This window comes from Streptomyces sp. R33, assembly GCF_041200175.1.
GTDB classification, from domain to species: domain Bacteria; phylum Actinomycetota; class Actinomycetes; order Streptomycetales; family Streptomycetaceae; genus Streptomyces; species Streptomyces katrae_B.
In genome coordinates this window covers 678,958-700,159 of record NZ_CP165727.1, presented here as the reverse complement: position 1 = coordinate 700,159, position 21,202 = coordinate 678,958, and the positions used below count along the sequence as shown (strand labels likewise).

At 72.8% G+C, this 21,202-nt stretch carries 21 protein-coding genes and 2 pseudogenes; 11 read left to right on the top strand and 12 right to left on the bottom strand.

Annotation, left to right across the window (positions count from 1 at the left end):
• Nucleotides 1-945: a class I SAM-dependent methyltransferase gene (locus AB5J51_RS03600; protein WP_369776807.1), complete on the top strand. Its 945-nt coding sequence runs from the start codon at nucleotides 1-3 to the stop codon at nucleotides 943-945.
• Nucleotides 942-1,490 (top strand): hypothetical protein, encoded by a 549-nt coding sequence (locus AB5J51_RS03595; RefSeq protein WP_133895647.1) that lies wholly within the window; start codon nucleotides 942-944, stop codon nucleotides 1,488-1,490. Before AB5J51_RS03600 ends, AB5J51_RS03595 begins: the two co-directional genes overlap by 4 nt.
• A gap of 127 nt (nucleotides 1,491-1,617) precedes the next feature.
• On the opposite strand, the gene AB5J51_RS03590 is transcribed toward AB5J51_RS03595, so the two are convergent.
• Nucleotides 1,618-2,103, bottom strand: coding sequence for a hypothetical protein (locus tag AB5J51_RS03590; protein ID WP_369776806.1), 486 nt, complete (start codon nucleotides 2,101-2,103; stop codon nucleotides 1,618-1,620).
• A gap of 33 nt (nucleotides 2,104-2,136) precedes the next feature.
• Between AB5J51_RS03590 and AB5J51_RS03585 the strand changes: the two are divergent.
• Together AB5J51_RS03585 and AB5J51_RS03580 are read left to right on the top strand one after the other, a co-directional pair.
• Nucleotides 2,137-2,361 (top strand): annotated as a pseudogene (locus tag AB5J51_RS03585) (molybdopterin cofactor-binding domain-containing protein); the annotation flags it as partial.
• A 110-nt stretch (nucleotides 2,362-2,471) separates the two neighbouring features.
• The gene (locus AB5J51_RS03580) at nucleotides 2,472-3,014 is read left to right on the top strand and encodes a molybdopterin cofactor-binding domain-containing protein (protein WP_369776804.1); all 543 of its coding nucleotides are present in this window, start codon (nucleotides 2,472-2,474) and stop codon (nucleotides 3,012-3,014) included.
• A gap of 16 nt (nucleotides 3,015-3,030) precedes the next feature.
• On the opposite strand, the gene AB5J51_RS03575 is transcribed toward AB5J51_RS03580, so the two are convergent.
• Nucleotides 3,031-4,224 (bottom strand): hypothetical protein, encoded by a 1,194-nt coding sequence (locus tag AB5J51_RS03575; RefSeq protein WP_159047231.1) that lies wholly within the window; start codon nucleotides 4,222-4,224, stop codon nucleotides 3,031-3,033.
• 243 nt (nucleotides 4,225-4,467) lie between these two features.
• On the opposite strand from AB5J51_RS03575, the gene AB5J51_RS03570 reads away from it, so the two are divergent.
• A complete protein-coding gene (locus AB5J51_RS03570) occupies nucleotides 4,468-4,620 on the top strand; it encodes a hypothetical protein (RefSeq protein ID WP_369776802.1) in 153 nt (50 codons plus the stop codon).
• A gap of 54 nt (nucleotides 4,621-4,674) precedes the next feature.
• Here AB5J51_RS03570 and AB5J51_RS03565 read toward each other — a convergent pair whose 3' ends face one another.
• Nucleotides 4,675-6,306, bottom strand: coding sequence for a sigma-70 family RNA polymerase sigma factor (locus tag AB5J51_RS03565; protein ID WP_369776800.1), 1,632 nt, complete (start codon nucleotides 6,304-6,306; stop codon nucleotides 4,675-4,677).
• 316 nt (nucleotides 6,307-6,622) lie between these two features.
• Here AB5J51_RS03565 and AB5J51_RS03560 point away from each other — a divergent pair.
• A pseudogene (locus AB5J51_RS03560) lies at nucleotides 6,623-6,880 on the top strand (Scr1 family TA system antitoxin-like transcriptional regulator); the annotation flags it as partial.
• A 70-nt stretch (nucleotides 6,881-6,950) separates the two neighbouring features.
• On the opposite strand, the gene AB5J51_RS03555 reads toward AB5J51_RS03560, so the two are convergent.
• Complete coding sequence (locus tag AB5J51_RS03555; RefSeq protein ID WP_136226579.1) at nucleotides 6,951-7,361, bottom strand: DUF4345 domain-containing protein; 411 nt, start codon at nucleotides 7,359-7,361, stop codon at nucleotides 6,951-6,953.
• A gap of 93 nt (nucleotides 7,362-7,454) precedes the next feature.
• On the opposite strand from AB5J51_RS03555, the gene AB5J51_RS03550 reads away from it, so the two are divergent.
• Nucleotides 7,455-8,084 carry a TetR/AcrR family transcriptional regulator gene (locus AB5J51_RS03550; protein ID WP_053787945.1) on the top strand — a complete coding sequence of 210 codons (630 nt, stop codon included), beginning with the start codon at nucleotides 7,455-7,457 and terminating at the stop codon, nucleotides 8,082-8,084.
• Nucleotides 8,085-8,248: 164 nt separating this feature from the next.
• Here AB5J51_RS03550 and AB5J51_RS03545 read toward each other — a convergent pair whose 3' ends face one another.
• From AB5J51_RS03545 to AB5J51_RS03510, 8 genes are all read right to left on the bottom strand, one after another.
• Complete coding sequence (locus AB5J51_RS03545) at nucleotides 8,249-8,533, bottom strand: hypothetical protein (RefSeq protein WP_053787946.1); 285 nt, start codon at nucleotides 8,531-8,533, stop codon at nucleotides 8,249-8,251.
• Nucleotides 8,534-8,699: 166 nt separating this feature from the next.
• Entirely contained in the window at nucleotides 8,700-10,124 is a 1,425-nt protein-coding gene (locus AB5J51_RS03540) for an aminobutyraldehyde dehydrogenase (protein ID WP_369776798.1), read from the bottom strand.
• Nucleotides 10,117-11,430, bottom strand: coding sequence for a flavin monoamine oxidase family protein (locus tag AB5J51_RS03535; protein ID WP_369776797.1), 1,314 nt, complete (start codon nucleotides 11,428-11,430; stop codon nucleotides 10,117-10,119). Before AB5J51_RS03535 ends, AB5J51_RS03540 begins: the two co-directional genes overlap by 8 nt.
• A 52-nt stretch (nucleotides 11,431-11,482) precedes the next feature.
• Nucleotides 11,483-12,589, bottom strand: coding sequence for an ABC transporter ATP-binding protein (locus AB5J51_RS03530; protein WP_053787949.1), 1,107 nt, complete (start codon nucleotides 12,587-12,589; stop codon nucleotides 11,483-11,485).
• A gap of 4 nt (nucleotides 12,590-12,593) precedes the next feature.
• The gene (locus AB5J51_RS03525; RefSeq protein ID WP_369776795.1) at nucleotides 12,594-13,412 is read right to left on the bottom strand and encodes an ABC transporter permease; all 819 of its coding nucleotides are present in this window, start codon (nucleotides 13,410-13,412) and stop codon (nucleotides 12,594-12,596) included.
• On the bottom strand, nucleotides 13,409-14,230 hold the full coding sequence (locus AB5J51_RS03520; protein ID WP_369776794.1) for an ABC transporter permease: 822 nt from the start codon (nucleotides 14,228-14,230) through the stop codon (nucleotides 13,409-13,411). The genes AB5J51_RS03525 and AB5J51_RS03520 overlap by 4 nt, the downstream gene beginning before the upstream one ends.
• An 82-nt stretch (nucleotides 14,231-14,312) precedes the next feature.
• A complete protein-coding gene (locus AB5J51_RS03515) occupies nucleotides 14,313-15,443 on the bottom strand; it encodes a spermidine/putrescine ABC transporter substrate-binding protein (RefSeq protein ID WP_369776792.1) in 1,131 nt (376 codons plus the stop codon).
• A 128-nt stretch (nucleotides 15,444-15,571) separates the two neighbouring features.
• Complete coding sequence (locus AB5J51_RS03510) at nucleotides 15,572-16,732, bottom strand: aromatic ring-hydroxylating dioxygenase subunit alpha (protein WP_369776791.1); 1,161 nt, start codon at nucleotides 16,730-16,732, stop codon at nucleotides 15,572-15,574.
• Between the two features lie 438 nt (nucleotides 16,733-17,170).
• Between AB5J51_RS03510 and AB5J51_RS03505 the strand changes: the two genes are divergently transcribed.
• From AB5J51_RS03505 to AB5J51_RS03490, 4 genes are read left to right on the top strand one after another with little or no spacing between them, the layout of a single operon-like run.
• Complete coding sequence (locus tag AB5J51_RS03505; protein WP_369776790.1) at nucleotides 17,171-17,608, top strand: hypothetical protein; 438 nt, start codon at nucleotides 17,171-17,173, stop codon at nucleotides 17,606-17,608.
• Complete coding sequence (locus AB5J51_RS03500; RefSeq protein ID WP_369776788.1) at nucleotides 17,605-18,903, top strand: NADH-ubiquinone oxidoreductase-F iron-sulfur binding region domain-containing protein; 1,299 nt, start codon at nucleotides 17,605-17,607, stop codon at nucleotides 18,901-18,903. Before AB5J51_RS03505 ends, AB5J51_RS03500 begins: the two co-directional genes overlap by 4 nt.
• The gene (locus AB5J51_RS03495; protein ID WP_053787955.1) at nucleotides 18,900-19,091 is read left to right on the top strand and encodes a ferredoxin; all 192 of its coding nucleotides are present in this window, start codon (nucleotides 18,900-18,902) and stop codon (nucleotides 19,089-19,091) included. Before AB5J51_RS03500 ends, AB5J51_RS03495 begins: the two co-directional genes overlap by 4 nt.
• A 1-nt stretch (nucleotide 19,092) precedes the next feature.
• Nucleotides 19,093-21,162, top strand: coding sequence for an acetate--CoA ligase family protein (locus AB5J51_RS03490; protein WP_369776787.1), 2,070 nt, complete (start codon nucleotides 19,093-19,095; stop codon nucleotides 21,160-21,162).
• Nucleotides 21,163-21,202 lie beyond the last annotated feature (40 nt).

Sequence of the window (21,202 nt, the reverse complement as noted above, 5' to 3'; positions counted from 1 at the left end):
GTGCCCCATCTCGAGATATCCGACCTGATCACCGTCACGGACCCGGCAAGCGGAGCGCGCCTGCCCGTCCGCCGGGCCGAGGTGGTCCGCCGGCTGCGCGAGGCGGGTGATCCGCGCGCCGCCCGCATCGTCGCCGCGTTGCCGGCCGACCGCGACGACGTACTCGACCCGCACGCCGTGGACCGCCTGATGATCGGCGTGCACACCGAACTGCAGCGGCTCAGCGAGGAGCTGCGCATCGGCGAGCGCCTCGTCCACGTACTCCGCCCCCTCTTCGCCGCCCTGCGCGCCACCGCCGGGCAGCGCGGGCCCGCCGAGCCGCTGCGCCTGGTCGACATCGGCTCCGGCCTCGGCTACCTCGTCCGCTGGCTCGCAGCCACCGGCGCCCTCGGCCCGGGCGTCGAACTCGTCGGCGTCGACCTCGACGCGGCGCTGGTCGGCGAGGCCGAGCGGCTGGCCCGCGCCGAAGAGCTCGACTGCCGATTCGTCCACGGCAACGCCTTCGACCTGCCGGAAGCCGCCACCGTCTACGTCTCCACCGGCGTCCTGCACCACTTCCGCGGCCCCGCCCTCGCGGAGTTCTTCCGCGCCCAGGCCACCTCGCCCGCCCTCGCCTTCTGCCATTTCGACATCGCCGCCACCCGGCTCGCCCCCATCGGCGCCTGGGTCTTCCACCGGGCCCGCATGCGCCACCCCCTCGGCCGCCACGACGGAGTCGCCTCCGCCCTGCGCGCCCACACCGACGAGACGCTGCTGAGCGCCGCGGCCGCCCCCGGCATCCGGCCCCTGCTGTACGAGCCCCGCGGTCTGGCGAACCCCTTCTGCACCACCCTGCGCCCCGTCCTCGGCATCCGCCCCCACCTCGAGGCGCCGCTGCGCCAGGCCATGGGCCGCGCCTCCCGGCGCCTGGTGGGTCCTGAGCAACTCGCCGGGACCGTACGGTGAACCCGGCCGTCCCGGCGCTGGCGCTGGGCGCACTCGGCCTGGTCGACGCGGCCTTCAGCGGATTCCGGGCCTACGCCGGGCGCGATGCCCGGATCCGCAAGCACCGTGCCGTCGCCCGGGCGGCGCTGCGGGGCCTGGCCACCGGCGCCGTCACGCTGCTCGCGCCCGCCCTCACCGCCGGCTGCGTGCTGCTGGCCGCCGACGACCGCTCCCGCACGTACGCCGTACTGGCCGACGGCGCGATCGGCTACCTCGTGCCGCTCGCGCTCTACGCCGCCGCGGTCCTGCTCTCGCTCGCGGCCTACTTCGTTCTGCCGTTCCGGGCCAGCACCCTCGCCATGGTGGTGGGCCTGGGCCCGCTGACCCTCCTGCGGCCGGTCGTCGTGGGCATCGCCTGTCTCGGCGCGTTCGCGGGCGGCGGTCCCGCCTCCCTGCTGGTCGGCGCGGTCGCGGGCCTCGCCGTCCTGTGCGTCGAACCCTTCGTACACCGCCGCTGGTACGCCGAGGCGCTCACGGCCGACCGGAGCCTGCGGGCCGGGGCGTGATGGCCGGACGGCCGTTGCCCCGCCAGGCGCCGGGCCCGGCGGGGTGCCGGCCCCTCCGCGAGCCGGGGACGCGTCGGCGTCTGCCCGTGCTCCGCCGCCCGCGTGGACATGGCGGCGGGCAGACTCCTCAGATCTCCGCCCAGGCCCGCAGCAGATCCTGCCGCACATGTGCCTTGGGCGTGCCCTCCGAGCCGTGGTCGGAGCCCCATGCCTCCAGCGTTCGCGGGTTCGCGGTCCCGGTCACGAACCGGGCGAGCAGCTCCTGGGAGAGCGCGTCCTCCTCGGCGTCGTAGCCTCCGGCCGCCGCCGAGTACACCCGCAGCTCCTCCACCCCGTACTCGGTCTGCAGCCGCAGCGTCATACCCGGTGGCTCCTCGCCGCCGCTGACGGACGAAAGCAACGACTCCAAGATCCCCGACAGACGGCCCGAAGGCCCCTGCCGCGGTACGTCCTCGATGACTGCGGAACGCAGCCCTTCCCACGCCCACGACCGGGAGCCGTCGGGACCCACGGCCTCCAGCCCGTGGGCGGTCAGCCGGACACAGCTCCCGTCGGCGGCCGGCGGGGAGCCGACGTACGCCGCGTCCGGAGTGATCCAGAAAAGTCCGACCATCGCCACAACCGACTCCCACTCTCGTCTTTTCGGATGCCGGGCCCGCCGGACCACGGGCCCTTCTTTCCCACCGACTGTTCGCACGGCGACGTGGAGTCGGCCCTGTCGCACGCTCCGGCGCGGATCGAGGCCACCTACACCACGCCCCCCTATCACCACCATGCCCTCGAACCGCACGGGACCGTCGCGTATTGGCACGACGGCGCGCTGACGGTCCACGACACCACCCAAGGGCCGTCCGGAACGCGTGACATCCTCGCCCACCTCTTCGGCATCCGCCCTGACCAGGTGCGCGTCATCGCCCGGCACGTGGGGGGGGAGGGTTCGGTTCCAAGGCCGCGCCGAGAGCCCAGGTGGTCATCGCCGCCATGGCGGCACTCGCCGTCGGCCGGCCGGTCAAGACCGTCCTCACCCGGGAGCAGCTCAGCGTCGTGGCCGGGTACCGGACACCGACCATCCAGCGGATCCGTCTCGGGGCCGAGACCGACGGGCACCTCCTGGCCGTGTCCCATGTGTCGTTCGAGCAGGCGTCCCTGACGGGTGACCACTGCGAGTACCCGGCCGCGCCCACGCGCACCATGTACGCGGCGCCGAACCGCGAGACCAGGCACTGGCAGGTGAGGCTGCACGTTCCCTCGCCGACCTGGATGCGCGCACCCGGTGAGTGCCCGGGGATGTTCGCGCTGGAATCGGCCATGGACGAGCTGGCCGTCGCGTGTTCGCTCGACCCGGTCGAGCTGCGCCTGCGCAAGGACACCGCGAACGATCCGCACAGCGGCCGGCCCTTCAGCACACGCAACCTCGCCGCCTGCCTGCGGCTGGGCGCGGAGCGGTTCGGCTGGGCCGAACGCGACCGCCTGGCTTGCGACACACTGGTCGCCACGCTCTGCGCCCTGTGCGAGGAAGGCTGACCGGGTTCACGCTCGCCTACGCCACCGTGTGCGGCACCCAGACGGTGGCGTGGAAAGGGCCGTTGGCGGTGGACGGGTCGGCGGGCGGAAGTGCTGCGCTGCCTGCGACGACGCCGTGGCTGTTGACCTGCGTCGCGGAGGAGTTGAGGCCGCCGAGGGAGGCCAGGTAGGTGAAGTCGCCGTTGTCGGCGCGGGAGACGAAGGCGAAGGAGTTGGGGGCGAAGTTGTTCCCGACCATGAGGTTCCCGGCGACCTGTTCGACCTCGGTGACACCACGGCCGGAGCCGATCACGGCACTCTTGTGCGTCGTGAGGTCGAACGAGCTGGCGAGCAAGCCGTCGCCGCCGACCACAGTGTTCCCGCTGACCAGCTGCGCGGTCAGGAAGCGGGACCCCAGGTCCGTGCGGATGCCGGTGCGCAGATCGTAGGCGTATCCGGTGAGTCGGTTGCCGGCCGTTCGGGACTGACCGACCACGGTTGAACCGCTGATGTCGTTGGCCGTGCTGGAGCTTCCGCCGAGGGTGCCGAGATCGGTCATGGTCCGGGTGCGCAGGTCGTACGCGAACCCGTGCTTCGTGGAGGCGGGCGTGTCCGGCAGGGAAGAGCTGCCCACGACGATCGCACCGCTGACGGCCGCCGCGGTGCTGTTGCCCGACGGGCCGGCGAGGCTGCCGAGGTCGGTCATGGTCCGGGTGCGCAGGCTGTACGCGAACGCGTGGGTGACCACGTCGCCGGACAGCGACGACGTCCCCACCACGGTGTCACCGTCGAAGCCGGTGATGTTGGTGGTGCTGCCGCCGAGTGTGCCGATGTCGACGAGCCGGCGGGTCCGGAGGTGGTAGGCGAACCCGTGAGTCGGGCCGTCGGCGGAGAGGTCCGACTCCCCGACGACGTAGCCGCCCTCCACGCCGGTCGCCCGGCTGGAGCCCCCCAGCGTGCCGAGATCGGCCATGGTGCGCCTGCGCAGGTCGTATGCGAAGGCGTGTTCGGCGGCGTCGCCGCTCGTCAGTGAGCTCCCGACGACCGTGTTGCCGTCGATGGCGGTCGCCTTGCTGCGGGTACCGCCCAAGGTGCCGAGGTCCTGGACGGTGTACTGCACGGACCCCGCCGCCGGCACGGCCGACGACGTGTCAGCCCCGTGGGCCGGCCCGGCGCCCACGGCGAGCAGGCCCGCGCCCACCAGAATCCAGGCACGTGAACGCATGCGCATGATGCCCCCCTGAAATGATCGGTCGAAACGAGCACGATTCGGCAGACCGCTGTGCCTTCCCCGAGCACGGGCCGGCCGGATGCTGTACGGCCTTCACTTGTACGTCAGTTCCGACCGGTCAAACAGTGGGCGGTCGGCCACAAAGATGACGTTCGCAACCGCCACGCTCGCCAACAACCACATCGAGCGCCTGCTGTCAGCCGGCAAGGGCGAGTCGATCCGAAGAGGAGGTGAGCTCGCAGCATGACGGACAGCGAGAACTCCCTGAAGGCCGCAGAGATCGTCACGGAACGCTGGAAGGAGTTCCTGGGGTTCGGGGGCGACGTGATCGACCCCGCCATGGTCCGCGCCGCATGCTGCGGCCCCGCCATCCTCGGGACGAAGGACGACCCGTAACCGCGGCCGCCGGCATCGCGGCGCGGAGCGGGCGCCGACTGTACGGACGGCGCCTCAGCTTCCGAGAGTGAAGAGGAAATTGACCGAGTTGTAGTAGTTGGGCAGCTGTACCAGGGCCGAACCTTGGCGCGGAGGATCGGACTTCGGCCAGTTCCGCGGGCCCAGCAGGTGATCGGCGTAGTCGCTCTTCGGGACCGGTGGCACGAACCAGAGCCGGAAGGCGCCGGATCGTCCGGCCGGTTCGGACCTCCAGAGCTGCGTCTCACGGCCGGTGCCGGAGCGGCAGGTGCGAAGGGTGACGTCGACGACGTTTCCGCCGGCGGCGGTTCCGTCGAGGCAGGTACCGGTGCCCGTGTTCCGGAACTGGTACGTGCCCTGGCCGGCCGGCAGGCGCTGCCAGCCCTGGGAGGCGTCGCCGGTGCACGGCTGGAGCTTCAACGGTCCTTCGGAACCGCTGCCGGCGAAGCCGACGCACAGCCCCGAGCCGGTGTTGACCAACGGCAGACCGGTGGGGGAGGGGGCCGGCGAGGGCGAAGCGGAGGACGGCGTGGGAGTCGCGGGGGCCGATGGGACGGCGACGGCCGACATGGGGGCGCCGATGGACACGATCGGTGGCGTCGAGTCCGTCGGGGACGGCAGCAGGTACGGGTTCGGCTCCGAGCTCGGGTTCGGGCTCGCGACCGTGGGCGTCGGGGCGGCCCGCTCGGGCCGGTCCTCGGCGGGCAGCAGGGCGAACGCGGTCACCGTCGTACCCGCGACGGCCGCCGCCGCGGTCCACTTCGCAGCGCCGAACCGCGCTGCGGCCACCTTGATCCCCGCCAGCTTGGCCGCTGCCAGGTGGTGGGCGCCGTGCGCACCGGTGGACAGCGCGGAGGAGGCGGGATGCCACAGCAGGATTCCGGCCGGCAGCAGCGCGCCCAGCCGGCTGTTGACCGCCCGCAGATCACGCTCGGCCCGTCCGCAGGCCTCGCACGCCTGCAGGTGCCGTCCCAGGTCCCGTGTGACGCGCTTGCCCGGTCGGCGGAGCGCGGCGGCGAGCTGGCCGCCGTAGTGCCGGCACTCGTCGCTCGCGCTCTGGTCCAGGTGGGCGCGCAGGTACGCCTCGCGCAGGCCCTCCCGGGCGCGCGCCGCCAGGGAACCGACGCCACCCGCCGAAATCCCGAGGCGCCGGGCGGTCTCGGCCGCGGGCTCGTGTTCGACGACCGCGTGCCACAGCACGGCCTGCCAGCGCTCCGGCAGCGACCGGAACGCCCGCAGAACCAGCGAGCCCTCCTCCGCCAACAGCGCGGCGCCCTCGACGTCCTGATCGTCGGACAGGCCGGCCGCCCACGTGTCGAAGTCGTCCGACAGCTGTGTGCGGGCACCGCGGCGTGCCCATTCGGCTGCCACCCGGCGCACGCAGGTCAGCAGGTACGGCCGCCAGGCGTACTCGGGGCCGGCACCCCAGGCGACCGCCCGATAGGTGCGGGCGAAGGCCTCGGCCGCGAGGTCACCGGCGGTGGCCAGGTCGCGGCAGCAGGTACGGGCGTAGGCGAGTACGGCGTCGTGGTGACGGGCGAACACCTCGCCCATCACGTCGCTGAGATCGGCACCTGGCGCCGAGTCCCGCTCGCGGAGCAGCGCGCAGAGCTGTGCGTCGCTGAGGCCGTGGAGGTCCTGCTGGCGGGCAGTTCCCGATGTGCTCAACCTTGCTCCCGTTGGCTTGCTGATGGCCGACGCGGCGCATGCCATGCAGGTGGGCAGTGGGGTGTGACGCTGCGCCCGGCCGGAATTCGCGCAAGTGTGCACGCTTTCAGGGCCTGTGAGCAACCAGACGCCCCAGCACTGTCCGGCCTGACACAACTTCAGTAAACACCTGGCAAAGCCGCGGGACGGCGCTGCGGCCACGCTGTCTCCCACGCGCCAACGTTCAGGCCAGGGGGTCCGCTTGGGTCGACTGGGCAGCTGCGGCGGAGTCCCGGGTCAGCGCTCCGGCTCCGGCGGCCTCAGGAACAGCGCACGGATGCCGTTCCGGCCGCTCACGGCGGCCGGTCGCGACATCTCCCGCGCGCGTGAGCAGCACCTCGACCCCGGACGTTCGAGGGGCGACGTCGAAGGTACCCTCACGGTCGAGCTCCCCGACGACATCGATGCAGGGGTGGCTGCCCGTACGGCTCGCGCGCAGTTCATCGGTCGGGAAGGCCGTACCTTCCACATCCTGCTGGGCGAGCAGGCGCTGTACGCCCATCTCGGCGGGCCTGAAGTGATGCGCGTCCAGCTTCGCCGATTGCTGGACGCAACCGACCTGCCGGGCCTGTCCCCGGGGATCGTCCCGGCCCGCCGGCTCTCCCTCACCCGGCGGGCACGGCCTCGGCGTCGCTGCGCAGCTCCCGCTCCTCCGCGTCGGCCAGCCAAAAGAAGACGGGCGGCATGCCGAGTTCGAGGGCTGCAAGGGCGACCTGGAACCACTGCGGCCAGCCGTGCACGGCGAGCGAGAGCACCCGGCCCACGCCGCCCAGCAGGAAGACGCCGGCCAGCCACCGTACCGCCGGTGCCGGGATCGGACGCTGCCGTGCCGCCCAGAGCCAGGCCAGCCCGTAGCCGACGAAAACTGCCCCCATGAACCGGCCCCAGCTGTCGACCGTCGCACCGGCGGAACCGGCGCCGGGTATCGCGGCGTTGCCGAGTGTCACGTGGAGCAGGCCGATCGCCACGCAGGCCCAGCCCATCAGCTGGGTGAGTACGCGCAGAGCCCTGGACATCGTCCCTCCAAACCGTTTTGGTGGAGCGTAGTTGACATGTGTCTACTACTACCTTGAGGGCAGTAGTAGACACATGTCAACTAGACTGAGTTCATGCCTCCTCGCCAGCGACTCGCTCCGGCCGACCGCCGCGCCCAACTCCTCGCCGTCGGCGCACGGCTCTTCGCCGCCCACCCGTACGCCGACGTGCTGATGGAGGAGGTCGCCGAAGAGGCCGGTGTCTCACGGGCCCTGCTCTACCGTCACTTCCCCAGCAAGAAGGCCCTCTTCGCAGCCGTCTACCAGCAGGCCGCGGACCAGCTGCTCGCCGAGACACGGCTCGCCCCGGCCGACTCGCTCGTGGAACAGCTCATCCAGGGCATGGACGTCCATCTCGACTACTTCGTGGCCAACCGCAACGCCGTCCTCGCCGCGAACCAGGCCCTCGCGGGCGACCCGGTGATCCAGACGATCATGACCAACGAGCTCGACGCGCTCCGAGCGCGGTTGCTGGCCGCGCTCCCGGTCGTGGACGAGAGCGCCCGAGAGGCCGTGTCCGGAGTCCTGAAGAGCTGGTTGGTCTTCGTGCAGATCCTCTGCGTGGACTGGCTCGCCCACGAGACCTGCACCCGCAACCAGTTGCGCGATGTCTGCATCGGAGCGGTTCTCGGCGCCCTCCGGCCGTTCCTCGCCGAGGACCCGGCCCCCGACTGGCCGCCACGACGACCCGGCGCGAATGCCTAGCACCTGCCGCCACCGGGTCGACTCGAACGCCTGCACGGGGAAGCCGACGCTCACCGAAAGAGCCGTGGGAGCGACCGCGCGGGAGGACCTGGAGATCGTGTTGCGACGGCGGGTCGAGCCGGCGCCCGCGCAGGCTGCGGAGTCGCCGCCCACTTCGCAGGTCGTCAGCCGGCGGCCACGACCGGGCCGGCTGTGACCTGTGGACGGTTGGGGAGCAGCGACGCGAGGTTGTCCCTTACGAAGTCCGCCGCCTGCCTGACCGACTCCTCGGCCCCGGATCGGTCTTCGAAGATGCTGGTGGACACCATCACTCCGTCCCCGGCGTCCACCCAGTAGTAAGCCACGAAACCGGGGACCCGGCGGAGGAGGGTCACGAACCCCTCGTCCACGCGGCGTCCTGCCTCGCCGGGGTCGGTCACTCCTTCGTAACGCCGAATCACTGCGTACACGGCTGATCTCCTCATGCATCCCAAGGGTCACGTTGCGCGAAGCGACCTACCCCCACCGAGCGTCTCCCGCTCGGGGGACGTCCGGAAGTGACCCGGATAGCGCACCGGTGGTCCGAACAGGGCCCGGCGCCGGTGCCGGAGAGCACCGGAGTCACCCGGACAGAGCTCACAGCATGACGTGCTTGGCCTGGGTGTAGTCGAGGAGGCCGGACAAGGAGAGGTCGCTGCCGTAGCCGGAGTGTTTGACACCGCCGTGGGGCATCTCGGAGACGGTGGTGCCGTGGGTGTTCACCCAGACGATGCCCGTGTGCAGGATCCGGGTCGCGCGCATGGCGCGGTCGTGGTCCGAGGTCCAGACGCTGGCGGCGAGGCCGAAACGGACGTCGTTGGCCAGGTGCAGGGCCTGCGTCTCGTCGGTGAACGGCTGGACGGTCACGACGGGGCCGAAGGTCTCCTCCTGCACGATCTCGTCGTCCTGGCGCACGCCCGCCACGACGGTGGGTGCGACGAAGAAGCCGGGTCGGGCGAGTCGCGCGCCGCCGGTGACGATCTCGGCGTGGGCCGGGAGGCGGTCGAGCTTGGCCCGTACCGAAGCGAGCTGGGCCGCGTTGTTGAGGGGCCCGAAGTCGGCGTCCGGTTCGTCCGGCGGGCCCGTGCGCAGCTTTCGCGCCGATGCCGCGAAGGCCGCGAGGAACGCGTCGTGCACCCGGTGGTGGACCAGGAGCCGCGTGGGCGCGGTGCAGTCCTGGCCTGCGTTGTAGTAGGCGACGGCGGCCAGGGCCGCGGCCGTCGCCTCGACGTCCACGTCGTCGTGGACGATGACGGGGGAGTTCCCGCCCAGCTCCAGGTGGACGCGTTTGAGGCCGGCCGCCGCGGCCGCCGCGATCTCCTGGCCCGCCCGCACACTGCCCGTGACCGCGATCAGGGCCACGTCGCGGTGGGCGGTGAGTGCCCGGCCGGTGTCGCGGTCGCCGCAGACGACGTTGAGCACGCCCGGTGGCAGGTGTGCGGACGCGATCCGCGCGAGCAGCGCGGACGAGGACGGGGTGGTGTCGGCGGGCTTGAGCACGGTCGTGTTTCCGGCGGCGATCGCCGGGGCGATCTTCCACGCCGCCATCATCAGCGGGTAGTTCCACGGGGTGATCTGGGCGCAGACCCCGACCGGCTCGCGGCGCAGCAGGGAGGTACGGCCCTGTGTGTACTCGGCCGCGGCCGCTCCCGGGAGGTTCCGGGCGGCCCCGGCGAAGTAGCGCACCGTGTCGACGATCGCGTGCAGCTCCTCCTCCCTGAACTGCCGCGCCGATTTGCCGGTGTCCGCGGTTTCCGCGGCCGTCAGGGCGTCGGCGTGCGCCTCCATCGCGTCGGCGAGGGAGAGCAGGGCGCGCTGCCGGACGGCGGGGGTGGTCGTGGACCAGTGCTCGTACGCGGCCGCCGCCGCCGAGACGGCGGCGTCGGTGTCGGCCCCGCCGGAGCGCGGGGCACGGGCGTGCACCCGGCCGGTGGCGGGGTCGGTCAGCTCCATCGTCTCGCCGGAGAGGGCCGGCCGGTCCACGCCGCCGATGTGGTTGAGGGCGAGCAGGGGGTCAGCCACGGCGCAGCACCTCCTCGGCGGTGTCGCGTCCGGTGCGCACGGCGCCCTCCATGTAGCCGGCCACCCACTGGTCGGACCCGCAGACGTAGAAGGGCGGTTCGTGGGTGCCGTGCCCGGGGCCGACGGCCATGACGTCGCCGGGGGTCCACTGGGTGACGTACCCCCGGGTCCACGGGTCGGTGCCCCACATGCGCAGGTAGGTGGCGAGCGGGCGGTGCGCCTCGTCGCCGTAGAGGCGGGCGATCTCGCCGAGAAGTTCGGGTTCCCGCAGGTGGGCGGGCGTGCCCAGGAGTATGCCGAACCGTTCGGGCGGTACGAGGGCGGAGAGGATGCCCTCGCTCTGCGGCCAGGTGCTGCCGAGGACGCCTTCGCATTCGGAGAGGCCGCTGAGGCTGTGGTCACGCCAGAAGGGCCTGTCGTACGCGGCGGTGAACTTGGCGGCGAGGGCGTGGCGTTGGCGGTGCAAGGAGGCGAGACGGTCCTCGCTGACCCCGGTGACGGCGACCGAGCGGAGAGGGCCGACGGGGAGGGCGCTGACGAGGGCCGCCGCGGTCAGGGTCTCGCCGCCGGCCAGGTGTACGGAGCAGCGGCGGGGTGACACCGTGACCGCCTCGGCCGCGGAGCCGGTGCGTATCCGCCCGTCGAGGGCGTCGGCCATGCGCAGGGCCACGGTCGCCGAGCCCTCGGCCACCCGCAGGCCCTCCCACGCCTCGTACTCGTAGTGGCCGACGCCGGGGACGGCGGCGTGTTTGCGCAAGGAAGCCAGCAGGGAGGTGCGTTCGCAGGAGCCGTCGGCGAGGGCGAGCTGTCCGATCTCCCAGAGGCGTACGACGGCCGGGGTCGCGCCCTCGGCGCGCAGCCAGTCGCCGACGGACTGCCGGTCCAGGGCGATGGCGTCGGGGTGGGACCACGGGTCGTCCGGGTCGACGGTGCGGGCGAGCGCGGCGAAGGCGGCGGTGACCTTCTGGTGGCAGGTGTCGTCGCCGGGCCCGTACCAGTGGGGCGGTTCGGCGGCGGAGACTCCTTCGGGGGTGGCGCGGACGAGGTCGCCGGGCTCGGCGACGTAGCTGGGGACCAGGGTGAGGCCCAGTTCGGCGACGAGGTCGGTGTAGGCGGTGTGGGACCGGCCGACCACTTCTCCGCCGAGCTGGACGAGGCGGCCGTCGGGGAGGCGGGTCTGCTCGACGCGTCCGCCGACCCGGTCGCGGGCTTCGACGACGAGGACGTCGGCGCCGCCCTCGGCCAGGTCGCGTGCTGCGGCGAGGCCTGCGAGGCCCGCGCCGAGCACGATGACGTCGTGGTTCATGGGGTGTTCCTTCGCTGGTGCGGGAAGGCGGCCGGGGCGCCGGCCCGGAGGGTCAGTCGAGGACCAGGCAGTGTTCGGGCTTCCAGCCGATCTCGACGCGCTCGCCGCCGCTCCAGCGGTCCTCCATGCGGGAGCGGACGGTGTTCTGCTCCAGCACGGACACCGTCACGCCCGACGCCAGTTCGATGAGGTAGGTGGTGGTGGCACCGCAGTAGACGGTCTCCCGCACGACGCCGCCCACCCGGGCCATGCCCGGTTCGAAGTCGGAGAGCCAGATCTTCTCGGGCCGGATCGAGAGGCTGACCCTGGTGCCGTCGGGGACTGCGGACCGGAGGCCGACGGGCAGCGCGGGGCCCTGGTCCAGGACGACCTCGCCGGAGCGGTAGGTCCCGGGGACGAGGTTGGAGGTGCCCATGAAAGCGGCCGTGAAGGTGCTGGTGGGGCGCTCGTACACGTCCTCCGGGGTGCCGCACTGCTCGATGCGGCCCTCGTTCATGACCGCGATGCGGTCCGACATGGTCAGCGCCTCGTCCTGATCGTGGGTGACGAAGACGAAGGTGATGCCGACCTCGCGCTGGATCTGCTTGAGTTCCACCTGCATCTGGCGGCGCAGCCTCAGGTCGAGGGCGGCCAGCGGCTCGTCCAGCAGCAGCACTTGGGGGCGGTTGACCAGGGCGCGGGCCAGGGCCACGCGCTGGCGCTGGCCACCGGAGAGCGTGGGCGGTTTGCGGGCGGCCAGGTGCCCGAGCTGTACGAGGTCGAGCATGCCGGCGACGCGCTCGCGGATCTCGGCGCGGGCCACGCCCTTGCGTTTGAGGCCGAAGGCCACGTTGTCCGCGAGGGAGAGGTGGTCGAAGAGGGCGTAGCTCTGGAAGACGGTGTTGACGTTGCGCTTGTCCGGCGGCAGCCCGGTGACGTCCTCGCCGTCGAGCAGGACGCTGCCCTCCGTGGGATCGGCGAAACCGCCGATCATCCTCAGCAGGGTGGTCTTTCCACAGCCGGAGGGGCCCAGGAGGGAGAAGAACTCGCCCGGGGCGATGTCGAGGGTGACGTCGCGGACGGCGTACGCGTCGGCGGCGCCGGCGTACCGCTTGCCGACCCGGTCGAGCCGGACTGCGGGGTGCGGACGCGGGTGCGGGGGACGGGGAGGGTGCTGCATGGGGTCACTTCCCGGAGAGCAGATCGAGGCCGCCACGGCGGCCGAACAGGCGCGGGATGGAGAGGGCGAGGACGATGAGCGCCACGGAGCCGAGGAGCATCAGGGTGCCGACGGCGTTGATGGTGGGCTGCACGCCGAACCTGATCGCCGAGTAGATGCGTACGGACAGCGGCTGCGGATCGACGCCGGTGGTGAAGTAGGCGAGGACGAAGTCGTCGAAGACGAGGGCGAAGATCAGGACGGCCGAGGCCAGGATGCTGGGGAGCAGCGCGGGCAGGGTCACCAGGCGCAGTGCCTGCCGGCGGGTGGCGCCGAGGTCCATCGCCGCCTCTTCCACCTCGGGGTTCAGGGCGGCGATGCGGGAGCGCAGGATGACCGTCACGTACGAGATGGAGAAAGTGATCTCGGCGAGCATCACCGTGCCGGTGGACAGCGTGACGCCCGTGCCCTTGAAGAGGAGCATCGCCGCGACGCCGGTGACGATCTCCGGGGTGATCAGCGGGACGAGCATGACCAGGCCGGCGAACGAGCCGAGCCGGCTGCGCGCGCGCACCAGCCCGAGCGCGAGGGCCACGCCCAGGACCAGCGAGCCCGCCATGGCGACCAGGGAGACCTGCAGGCTCATGCCGAGCGAGTCGAGCAGTACGTCGTCGTGGAAGAAGGCCTCGTACCAGCGCAGGCTGAGCCCCTCGAAGACGGTCAGGGACTTCTGTGCGTTGAAGGAGAACAGGACGACGACGCCCACGGGAAGGTAGAGGAGCGCGAAGAAGACCACGGTGACCGCGATCGCGAAGCGGGGTCGTCGCTCGGCGCGTCGTGTCATCGGGCGGCCTCCGCCTCGTCCTTGCGGGTGCGCCGCAGGTAGCCGAGCATCCCGAGGAACAGGACCGCCATCAGCAGCATGGTCAGGGCCGAGCCGAGCGGCCAGTTCTGGCCCTGGAAGAACTTGTCCTGGATCAGGTTGCCGATCATGATCTGGTCGGGTCCTCCCATCAGCTGGGCGCTGACGAAGTCGCCCATGGCGGGCAGGAAGACGAGGACGCATCCGGCGGCGGCACCCTGCCGGGTGGCGGGCACGGTGACGAAGAGGAAGGTCCTCAAGGGGCCGCCGTAGAGGTCGCGTCCGGCCTCGATGAGCGAGGTGTCCATGCGTTCCAGGGCCGCGTACAGCGGGATGATCATGAATACGACGAACCCGTAGACGAGGCCGGCGATGACGCCCGCGCCGGTCTGAAGGATCTTGGTGTCGTCGCCGGCGATGCCGGCCGCCCGCAGGGCCCGCAGCAGCGGTCCGTCGTCGGAGAGGACGACGGACCAGCCGTACATCCGTACCAGGTAGTTGGCGAAGAAGGGGACGACGATGGCCGCGATCAGCGCGTTCTTGAAGCGCCCGCCGTGCAGCGCGATGGTGTACGCGACCGGATAGGCGACGGCCAGGCAGATCGCGCAGGTGACGAGCGCGTAGCCGAGGGAGCGCAGCAGGACGGTGCTGTACGCCGGGTCGGCCAACGTGGCGATGTTGTCGAAGTTGAGCCCGAAGCGCGGGTTTCCCAGCGGGTCGGTGGTGCCGAACGCGAGGGTGGCCACCAGGACGAGGGAGGCGAGCAGGAAGCCGGTCATCCACAGGGTGCCGGGGAGCATGAGCCAGGTCCACAAGCGCGCCCCCGACGCGGACGGCCCCCGGTCCGGACGGGTCGCGCCGGATGGTGTGCGTCGTGTCATGTCAGCCGGCCTTCACGTCGGTCCAGGCGGCGTCACGGGCCCGCTCGTCCGCCGCGGTGCCGTTGCGGAAGAAGAGGTCGGCTCCCAGGTCGTCGGCGGTCACCAGGCACTGGGGGAACGGCTCCACGAGCGCGGCGTAGGTGTCCTCGGTGCCGCGCACCGGCATCGGGTAGCCGATGTACTCGATGTTCTTCTTCACGTTCTCCGGGCGGAGCATGTAGTCGATGAAGAGCATCGCCGTGCCGGGGTGCTGGGCGGTGGCGGGTATGGCGTAGCAGTCGGAGTTGACGGGGGCGCCCTCCCGGGCGACCTCGAAGCCGAAGACCGAGGGGTCCTCGGCCTGGGCGAGCATCGCGGCCATGTCCCCGCTCCAGGCCTGCGTCATGTCGGCGTTGCCGTTGAGCAGGTTGTTGTAGCTGTCGCTGGAGAAGCCGCGCAGCCGGGGGCGGAGCGAGCGCAGGGTGTCGGTGACGCGGTCGAGCTCGGCCGGGTCGCCGGTGGACAGGCCGAGCCCGAGCTTGAGCGCGCCCATGCCGAGCACCTCGTCCCGGTCGTCGAGTACGAAGACCTTGCCCTTGGCCTGCTCGTTCCACAGGTCGCTCCAGGAGCCGGTGAGGTCCCCGAGACGGTCGCGGCGCCATCCGATGCCGGTCTTGTACATGGTGAAGGGGACCGTGTGCGCGGAGCCGGGGTCGTACCAGGGGTCGGCGAAGTAGCCGTAACCGCCGAACACCGCCTCGGCGTTCTTCAGCCGGCTGTGGTCGATCGTGCGCAGCCTGCCGCCCGCGGCGAGGCGCTGCGCCCACTTCGCCGTGGGGAAGATGATGTCGTAGCGGTTGCCGGCGTTGAGTTTGGCGGCCATGCCCTCCATCGAGTCGAAGTTGGACTGGACGACCTTGACCCCGTACTCCTTCTGGAAGCCTTCGAAGACGGCCGGATCGACGAAGTCGGCCCAGTTGAAGTAGACGAGGTCGCCGTCGACCTTGACGTCGATCGGGGCGTGCGCGGCCGCTGCTCCGGCCGGGTCGTCGTCGGACGCGAACCCGCAGCCGGCCGCAGTGAGGGCGAGGGCCGCGGTGGTGCCTGCGCGGAGGAAGGAGCGTCTGGTCAGGGGAAGTGCCTCGGGGGACATCGGGGTCCTCTCCGTAGGGGCCCGCTGCCGTGGGGGACGGCGGGAAGGGAACAGCGGCGGGGGCGGCCGTGCGGGGGCGCGGTCGTGCCGTGGTGCCCGCGCGGACGGCGCGCTTCAGTGGGAGCGGCTCACAGTTCGGCGGCGTCGAGGTCGGCCCGGATGCGGCCGGCGAACCAACCGACCGCCGACTCGCGCCGCGACAGGGGTCCGGGCTCGAACCCGGGGGTGGAAAGTCCCTTCTGGACGCGGGCGACCAGCTCGGCGTCCTCGTCATTGGTGATCCACCCGATGTGGATGTTCAGGCGCCGGGCCAGCCGGGTGCGCAGGCTCGTGCCGCGGCGGGTGTAGAACGCGCCGGGTACCGCCACCCGGTCCACCGCCGTCGGGATCGCGGTCCAGGCCAGCACATGGTCCGGGTAGAAGTCGATGAGGGTGTTCGGGTAGATCACCGCGTACCGCCAGACCCTGCGGTCGGCCTCGGCGAGGCCCGGCATCGGGGCGGCGATGCGCTGGTAGAGGCGTTCGGGCCAGTTGGAGGAGGGCTTGTCCCGCAGCGGCGAGGTGAACAGGGCGTAGGACTCCTCGATGTCGCAGGTGTAGCCCTGGTAGTCGAGCAGCCGCATCAGCCCGGGGTGGGCCACCGGGACGTGGTAGCCCTCAAGGTAGTTGTCGACCGCCACCTTCCAGTTGGCTTCCTGTACCTCGGCGCCCGCCAGGTCGTGGATACGGGCGCGGCCGACCGGGACCAGATCGGCTCCGGCGTAGTGGCCGACCGCCTCGGCGAGCCCCGCGCAACTCTTCGCCAGCGGTACGGCGTCGAGGTCGAGGTTGGCGAAGACGAAGCCGAGGAAGGACTCGACGCGGGCCGGGAACAGGGCGAGGCTCGGCTTGTCGAGGCAGGGGATCTGCCGTGCCTCCGGGGCGCCGACCAGGCTTCCGTCGAGCCGGTAGGTCCAGCCGTGGTACGGGCAGCGGATCGCCTTGCCGGCCGGTTCCGGGGCGGTCACCAAGCGCGTTCCACGGTGGCGGCACACGTTGAGGTGGGCGGCCAGGCCGCCGTCCTCGGTGCGGACGACGAGTACCTCGCGGTCCGCGACCGTGGCGGCGAGCCGGGCCCCCGGGCCCGGGAGGTCGGACTCGTGGCAGACGACCTGCCAGGACTTGCCGAAGACGTGCCGCATCTCCGCGGCGCCCGTCCCGGGATCGGTGTAGTAGCGGGCTGACAGGGCGGGCCCGGGGGAGTCCTGGCCGGGCGGGCCGATCCGTGTTTCGGGTGCTCTGTGCTGCATCGGGTGACTCCTTGCCGTACGTGCGGCGATCGGTGTCGGCGATCGCTGTCAGCGATCGTGTCGAGGCGACCCAGCTGCGGGCAGGGGGAGGTACGGCGGACGCCGCGACCTCGCTGACCGATTGGACAGCCAGATTGCTGGCTGATTTCCGCCGGGTCAAGACTTGTGGGCTGACCGATCGGTCAGCTAGCGTATTTGCTATCGCTGACCGATCGGTCAGTCAACGCGTCATCCGTCGCTGGTCCGGCGCCACCGTGCATCCGCCCTGTTCCCCGCGCCGGAAGCAGCCTGCCCGCCCCGGCATCCGCCCGGGCCCGCACCCCCCGTTCCGCCGCACGACTCGGCGTCCCCCTCGGCGAGCCCCGGGCTTCCCCTCACGCCCCGCCCGCCGCCGGCGCACCGGCCCGTCCCGGCACCCCACCCCTCCCGGAGGCACGTATGAGCGGTCGTCGGCGTCTGGACTGGCTCGGCCTCACCCCCGAACCGGAGCGGGAACTGCCCGTGGCGGTCGCCGCTCTGCGCGCCCCGTCCCCGGCTTCGTCTTCACCGTCGCCCCCACCGCAGGCTCCGGCGCCGGCCGCGGAACTGGCAGCCGCCGAGCGGCGGCGCGTGGAGCGGCTGGTCCTGCGGGGCAGCCGGCACGGCTGGCTCCGCTACCTGGCCGAGGTCACCGAGCTGGTGACCTCCGTGGCCGAGGGCTCACGACCGGGCGACCGGGCGGCCGCCCTGCTCGCCGCGGAGGTGGTCCTCGACCACCACCGCATGCTCATCGGCCTCCCGGGCACCGGATACGGCCGCACCGCCGCGGACCGTGCCGCGCTCGAGAGCGCCGTACGCACCCTGCGGACCCCCACCTGGACAGGAGGCAGCCGATGACCACGATCCGACTCCCGACGGCGCAGCCGCCGGACTCCGTACTCGGAGCGCGACCGGACGTGACGGAAAGCGCCGGCGCGTACCGCGCCACCGGCGGTTACCGGAGCGCCACCACCCACCCCGACGAACTGCTGCACCACCTCGAAGCCTCCGGCCTGCGCGGCCGCGGCGGGGCCGGATTCCCGGTCGCCGTCAAACTGCGCGCCGTCCGCGAGGGCGGCGCCGTCCCGGTCGTGGTCGCCAACGGCGAGGAGGGCGAACCGGGCTCGGTCAAGGACCGCTGGCTGCTCCGGGCCCGGCCCCACCTGGTGCTCGACGGCCTCGCCCGCGCCGCCGCGATGACCGGGGCCGCACGCGGCTACGTCTACCTCTCCGACCCGGAAGCGGGGGCCCGAGTACGCCGGGCCCTGGCCGAGCACCCGCCGCCCCTGCCCATCGAGGTCGTCGAGACCGATCACACCTACGTGGCCGGCGAGGAATCCGCGGTCGTCCGCAGGATCGACGGCGGCCCGGCCCTGCCCACGGCCAAGCCTCCCCGCCCCTTCGAGCGCGGCGTCGGCGGCGCGCCCACCCTCGTCTCCAACGTCGAGACGCTCGCCCGCATCGCCCTGACCGCCGCCCGGCCCGGACTGCGGCGGCGGGTCGCCCGCTCCACCCTGGTGACGCTGTCCGGCGGGAGCGGCACCCCGCTGCTCACTGAAATCCCCTACGGCGTCCCCCTGCGCACCCTCGCAGCCGCCCACGGCATCCCTGACGCCGCCGGGGCCCTGATGGGCGGGCTGTTCGGGGGACTCGTCGACGCCCAGGGCCTGGACCTCCCCCTCGAGCCCGGTGCGCTCGCCGCGGCGGGCACCGCACTGGGCTGCGGAGCGATCCGCTTCCTCGCCGCCGGTACCTGCCCGGTGACCGCCGCCACCGAAGCCGTCGGCCACCTCGCGGCCGAGAGCGCCCGGCAGTGCGGTGTCTGCGTCACCGGCACCGCGGCCGTGCACGACGCCCTGAGGGCGCTCGCCACGGGCACGGCCGGCCCCGACACCCTCGCGAACCTGACCCGCTGGGCACAGGGCCTGCCCGGGCGCGGCGCATGCGGCCTCCTCGACGCCGCCGCGGGCACCGCCGGCAGCCTCCTGCGCGCCTTCCCCCACACCCTCCCCTCCCACCTCGGCGCGGCATGCCCCGCCTGCGCCGCCGACCTCGCCGCGGGCGGCCCCGGACGCCTCGCCGTCGCCGTACCGGAGGTCTCCGCCGAGCCCTCCGCCCGTATCGCGCTGTCCGCGCCGAAAGGAACGCCGTGAAACTCCTGCTGGACTCCACCCGCTGCCAGGGCTACGGACTGTGCCAGGAACACGCCCCCGAGCTCGTCGAGCTCGACGAATGGGGCTACGCGAAGCTCATCGCCCTCGCCGTCGAGCCCGCAGCGGAGGAAGCTGCGCGCGCCTGCGCCGACAGCTGCCCCAACGCCGCCCTCCGATTGGAGAAGTGACATGGGACGCGACCTGACCGCCCTCTTCGACCCGGGTTCCGTCGCCGTCGTCGGAGCCAGCGACGACCCGGCGAAGTACGGCCACGCCGTGGCCTCCCAGGCCCTGCGTGCCCCCGACCGCAGGCCCGTCCACCTGGTGAACCGGCGCGGCGGCACCGTCCTAGGCCGGACCGCGGCCCCCTCCCTCGCCGCCATCGGCGAACCCGTCGAGCTGGTGGTGATCTCCGTTCCCGGCGCCGGCTTCGAGGCCGCCGTCGACGACGCCCTGGCCTGCGGCGCAAAGGCGATCGTCGGCATCACCGCCGGCTTCGCGGAAGCCGGACCTGCGGGACTGGCCCGGCAGCGGGCGGTCGCCGCCCGCGTCCAGGCCGCCGGCGCCGTGCTCGTCGGCCCCAACTGCCTCGGCATCGCCGACAACACGACCGAGCTGTACCTCGCCTCAGACCGCTTCGCTCCGGGCGGCGTGGCCCTGCTGAGCCAGAGCGGCAACCTCGCGCTCGAACTCCAGCTCCGCGGCGCGCCGCACGGTCTGGGCTTCTCCCGGTTCGTCTCCCTCGGCAACCAGGCCGACGTCACCCTCGTCGACCTCGTCGAGGACTGCGCCCGCCACGAGGCCACCTCGGCGATCGCCGTGTACGCCGAGGACTTCGGCGACGGCAGGGCCTTCGCGCGGGCCGCCGCGGCGGCGGGCAAGCCGGTCGTCCTGCTCACCGCGGGCCGGGGCACCGCCTCCGCGCGCAGCGCCCAGTCGCACACCGGGGCGCTCACCACCTCGGCCGACGTGGTGGCCGCCGCCTGCCGCGACGCCGGGGTGGAACTCGTGCACACTCCACGGGAGATGACGGTCGTCCTCGCCGCGCTGAGCGCGGGACCCCGTACGAGCGGCCGCCGTACCGCCGTCTTCACCGACGGCGGCGGCCACGGCGCCATCGCGGCCGACGCCGCCGAGGACGCCGGGCTCGACGTGCCGGAACTCGGCGCGCGGGCACGGGAGCGGCTGCGGGCCGTGCTGTGGGAGCAGTCCGCGGTCGGCAACCCGGTCGACCTGGCCGGGATGGGCGAGCAGAACCCCCTCTCGTACGCCGATACGGTCGCGGAGCTGCTCGCCGCCGACGAGGTCGACGCCGTCCTGATGACCGGCTACTTCGGGGGGTACGCCGCCTCCGACGGCGGCCTGGGCGGCGGCTCGGCCGGCGGCTCCGTGCTCGCGCAGGGCGAGCAGCAGGCCGCCCGCGCGATCGTCACGCACCTCGCGGCCGCGCCGAAGCCCCTGGTCGTGCAGTCGATGTACCCGCAGTCGCCGAGCTGCCGGGTGCTGGCCGGGGCCGGGGTACCGGTGTTCGCCGCGACCGAGGACGCCGCCCGCGCGCTGGCGGCGATGACCGCCCGGGGGACCGCGGGCAGGCCCGGGCTCCCCGCGCTGCCGGCGCCCGCCGCGCCGCTGCGGGACACGGGGTACCACGGGGTGCGGGCGCTGCTCGACTCCGCCGGCGTACCGTTCCCGCCCGCTCGCGAGATCACCGACGAGGCCGGACTGCTGGCCGCAGCAGCGGAGTTCGAGGGCCCGTACGTCCTGAAGGCCCTGCACCTCCTGCACAAGTCCGACGCGGGCGGCGTCGCGCTGCGGCTGGCCGGCCGGGACGAACTCCTCGCCGCTTACCGGGAGATGCACGCCCGGCTCGGTGCCTCCTCGTACTCCGTCGAGGCGATGGCCGACCTGACGGACGGCATCGAGCTGATCGTGGGCGTGAACCGCGATCCGCGGTTCGGGCCGGTGGCCCTGGTCGGGCTCGGCGGGGTCCTCACCGAAACCCTGCGCGACGTCGCCTTCGCGCTCGTGCCCGTACCGGCCCGGCGGGCCGAGGAGCTGCTCCGCGGCCTGCGGACTGCCGCCCTGCTGGCGGGCGTACGCGGTCGGCCGGCCGTGGACGTGGCCGCGGCGGCCGCCGTGGTCGAACGCATCACCACGGTCGCCGCCGCGCACCCGGAGATCGCCGAGCTCGAGGTCAACCCGCTGCTGGTGCGCCCGGACGGGGCCGTCGCCCTGGACGCGCGGGCCGTCCTGCTCTGAGCGCCGCCGTACCCCCGCTCACCCCGCTCACCCCTCTCAC

Coding starts and splice junctions, on each gene's coding strand:
- AB5J51_RS03590 (WP_369776806.1), bottom strand. CDS start 2,103: ATGGTCGGACTTTTCTGGATCACTCCGGACGCGGCGTACGTCGGCTCC.
- AB5J51_RS03580 (WP_369776804.1), top strand. CDS start 2,472: ATGGCGGCACTCGCCGTCGGCCGGCCGGTCAAGACCGTCCTCACCCGG.
- AB5J51_RS03575 (WP_159047231.1), bottom strand. CDS start 4,224: ATGCGCATGCGTTCACGTGCCTGGATTCTGGTGGGCGCGGGCCTGCTC.
- AB5J51_RS03570 (WP_369776802.1), top strand. CDS start 4,468: ATGACGGACAGCGAGAACTCCCTGAAGGCCGCAGAGATCGTCACGGAA.
- AB5J51_RS03555 (WP_136226579.1), bottom strand. CDS start 7,361: ATGTCCAGGGCTCTGCGCGTACTCACCCAGCTGATGGGCTGGGCCTGC.
- AB5J51_RS03550 (WP_053787945.1), top strand. CDS start 7,455: ATGCCTCCTCGCCAGCGACTCGCTCCGGCCGACCGCCGCGCCCAACTC.
- AB5J51_RS03535 (WP_369776797.1), bottom strand. CDS start 11,430: ATGAACCACGACGTCATCGTGCTCGGCGCGGGCCTCGCAGGCCTCGCC.
- AB5J51_RS03530 (WP_053787949.1), bottom strand. CDS start 12,589: ATGCAGCACCCTCCCCGTCCCCCGCACCCGCGTCCGCACCCCGCAGTC.
- AB5J51_RS03525 (WP_369776795.1), bottom strand. CDS start 13,412: ATGACACGACGCGCCGAGCGACGACCCCGCTTCGCGATCGCGGTCACC.
- AB5J51_RS03520 (WP_369776794.1), bottom strand. CDS start 14,230: ATGCTCCCCGGCACCCTGTGGATGACCGGCTTCCTGCTCGCCTCCCTC.
- AB5J51_RS03515 (WP_369776792.1), bottom strand. CDS start 15,443: ATGTCCCCCGAGGCACTTCCCCTGACCAGACGCTCCTTCCTCCGCGCA.
- AB5J51_RS03510 (WP_369776791.1), bottom strand. CDS start 16,732: ATGCAGCACAGAGCACCCGAAACACGGATCGGCCCGCCCGGCCAGGAC.
- AB5J51_RS03505 (WP_369776790.1), top strand. CDS start 17,171: ATGAGCGGTCGTCGGCGTCTGGACTGGCTCGGCCTCACCCCCGAACCG.
- AB5J51_RS03500 (WP_369776788.1), top strand. CDS start 17,605: ATGACCACGATCCGACTCCCGACGGCGCAGCCGCCGGACTCCGTACTC.
- AB5J51_RS03490 (WP_369776787.1), top strand. CDS start 19,093: ATGGGACGCGACCTGACCGCCCTCTTCGACCCGGGTTCCGTCGCCGTC.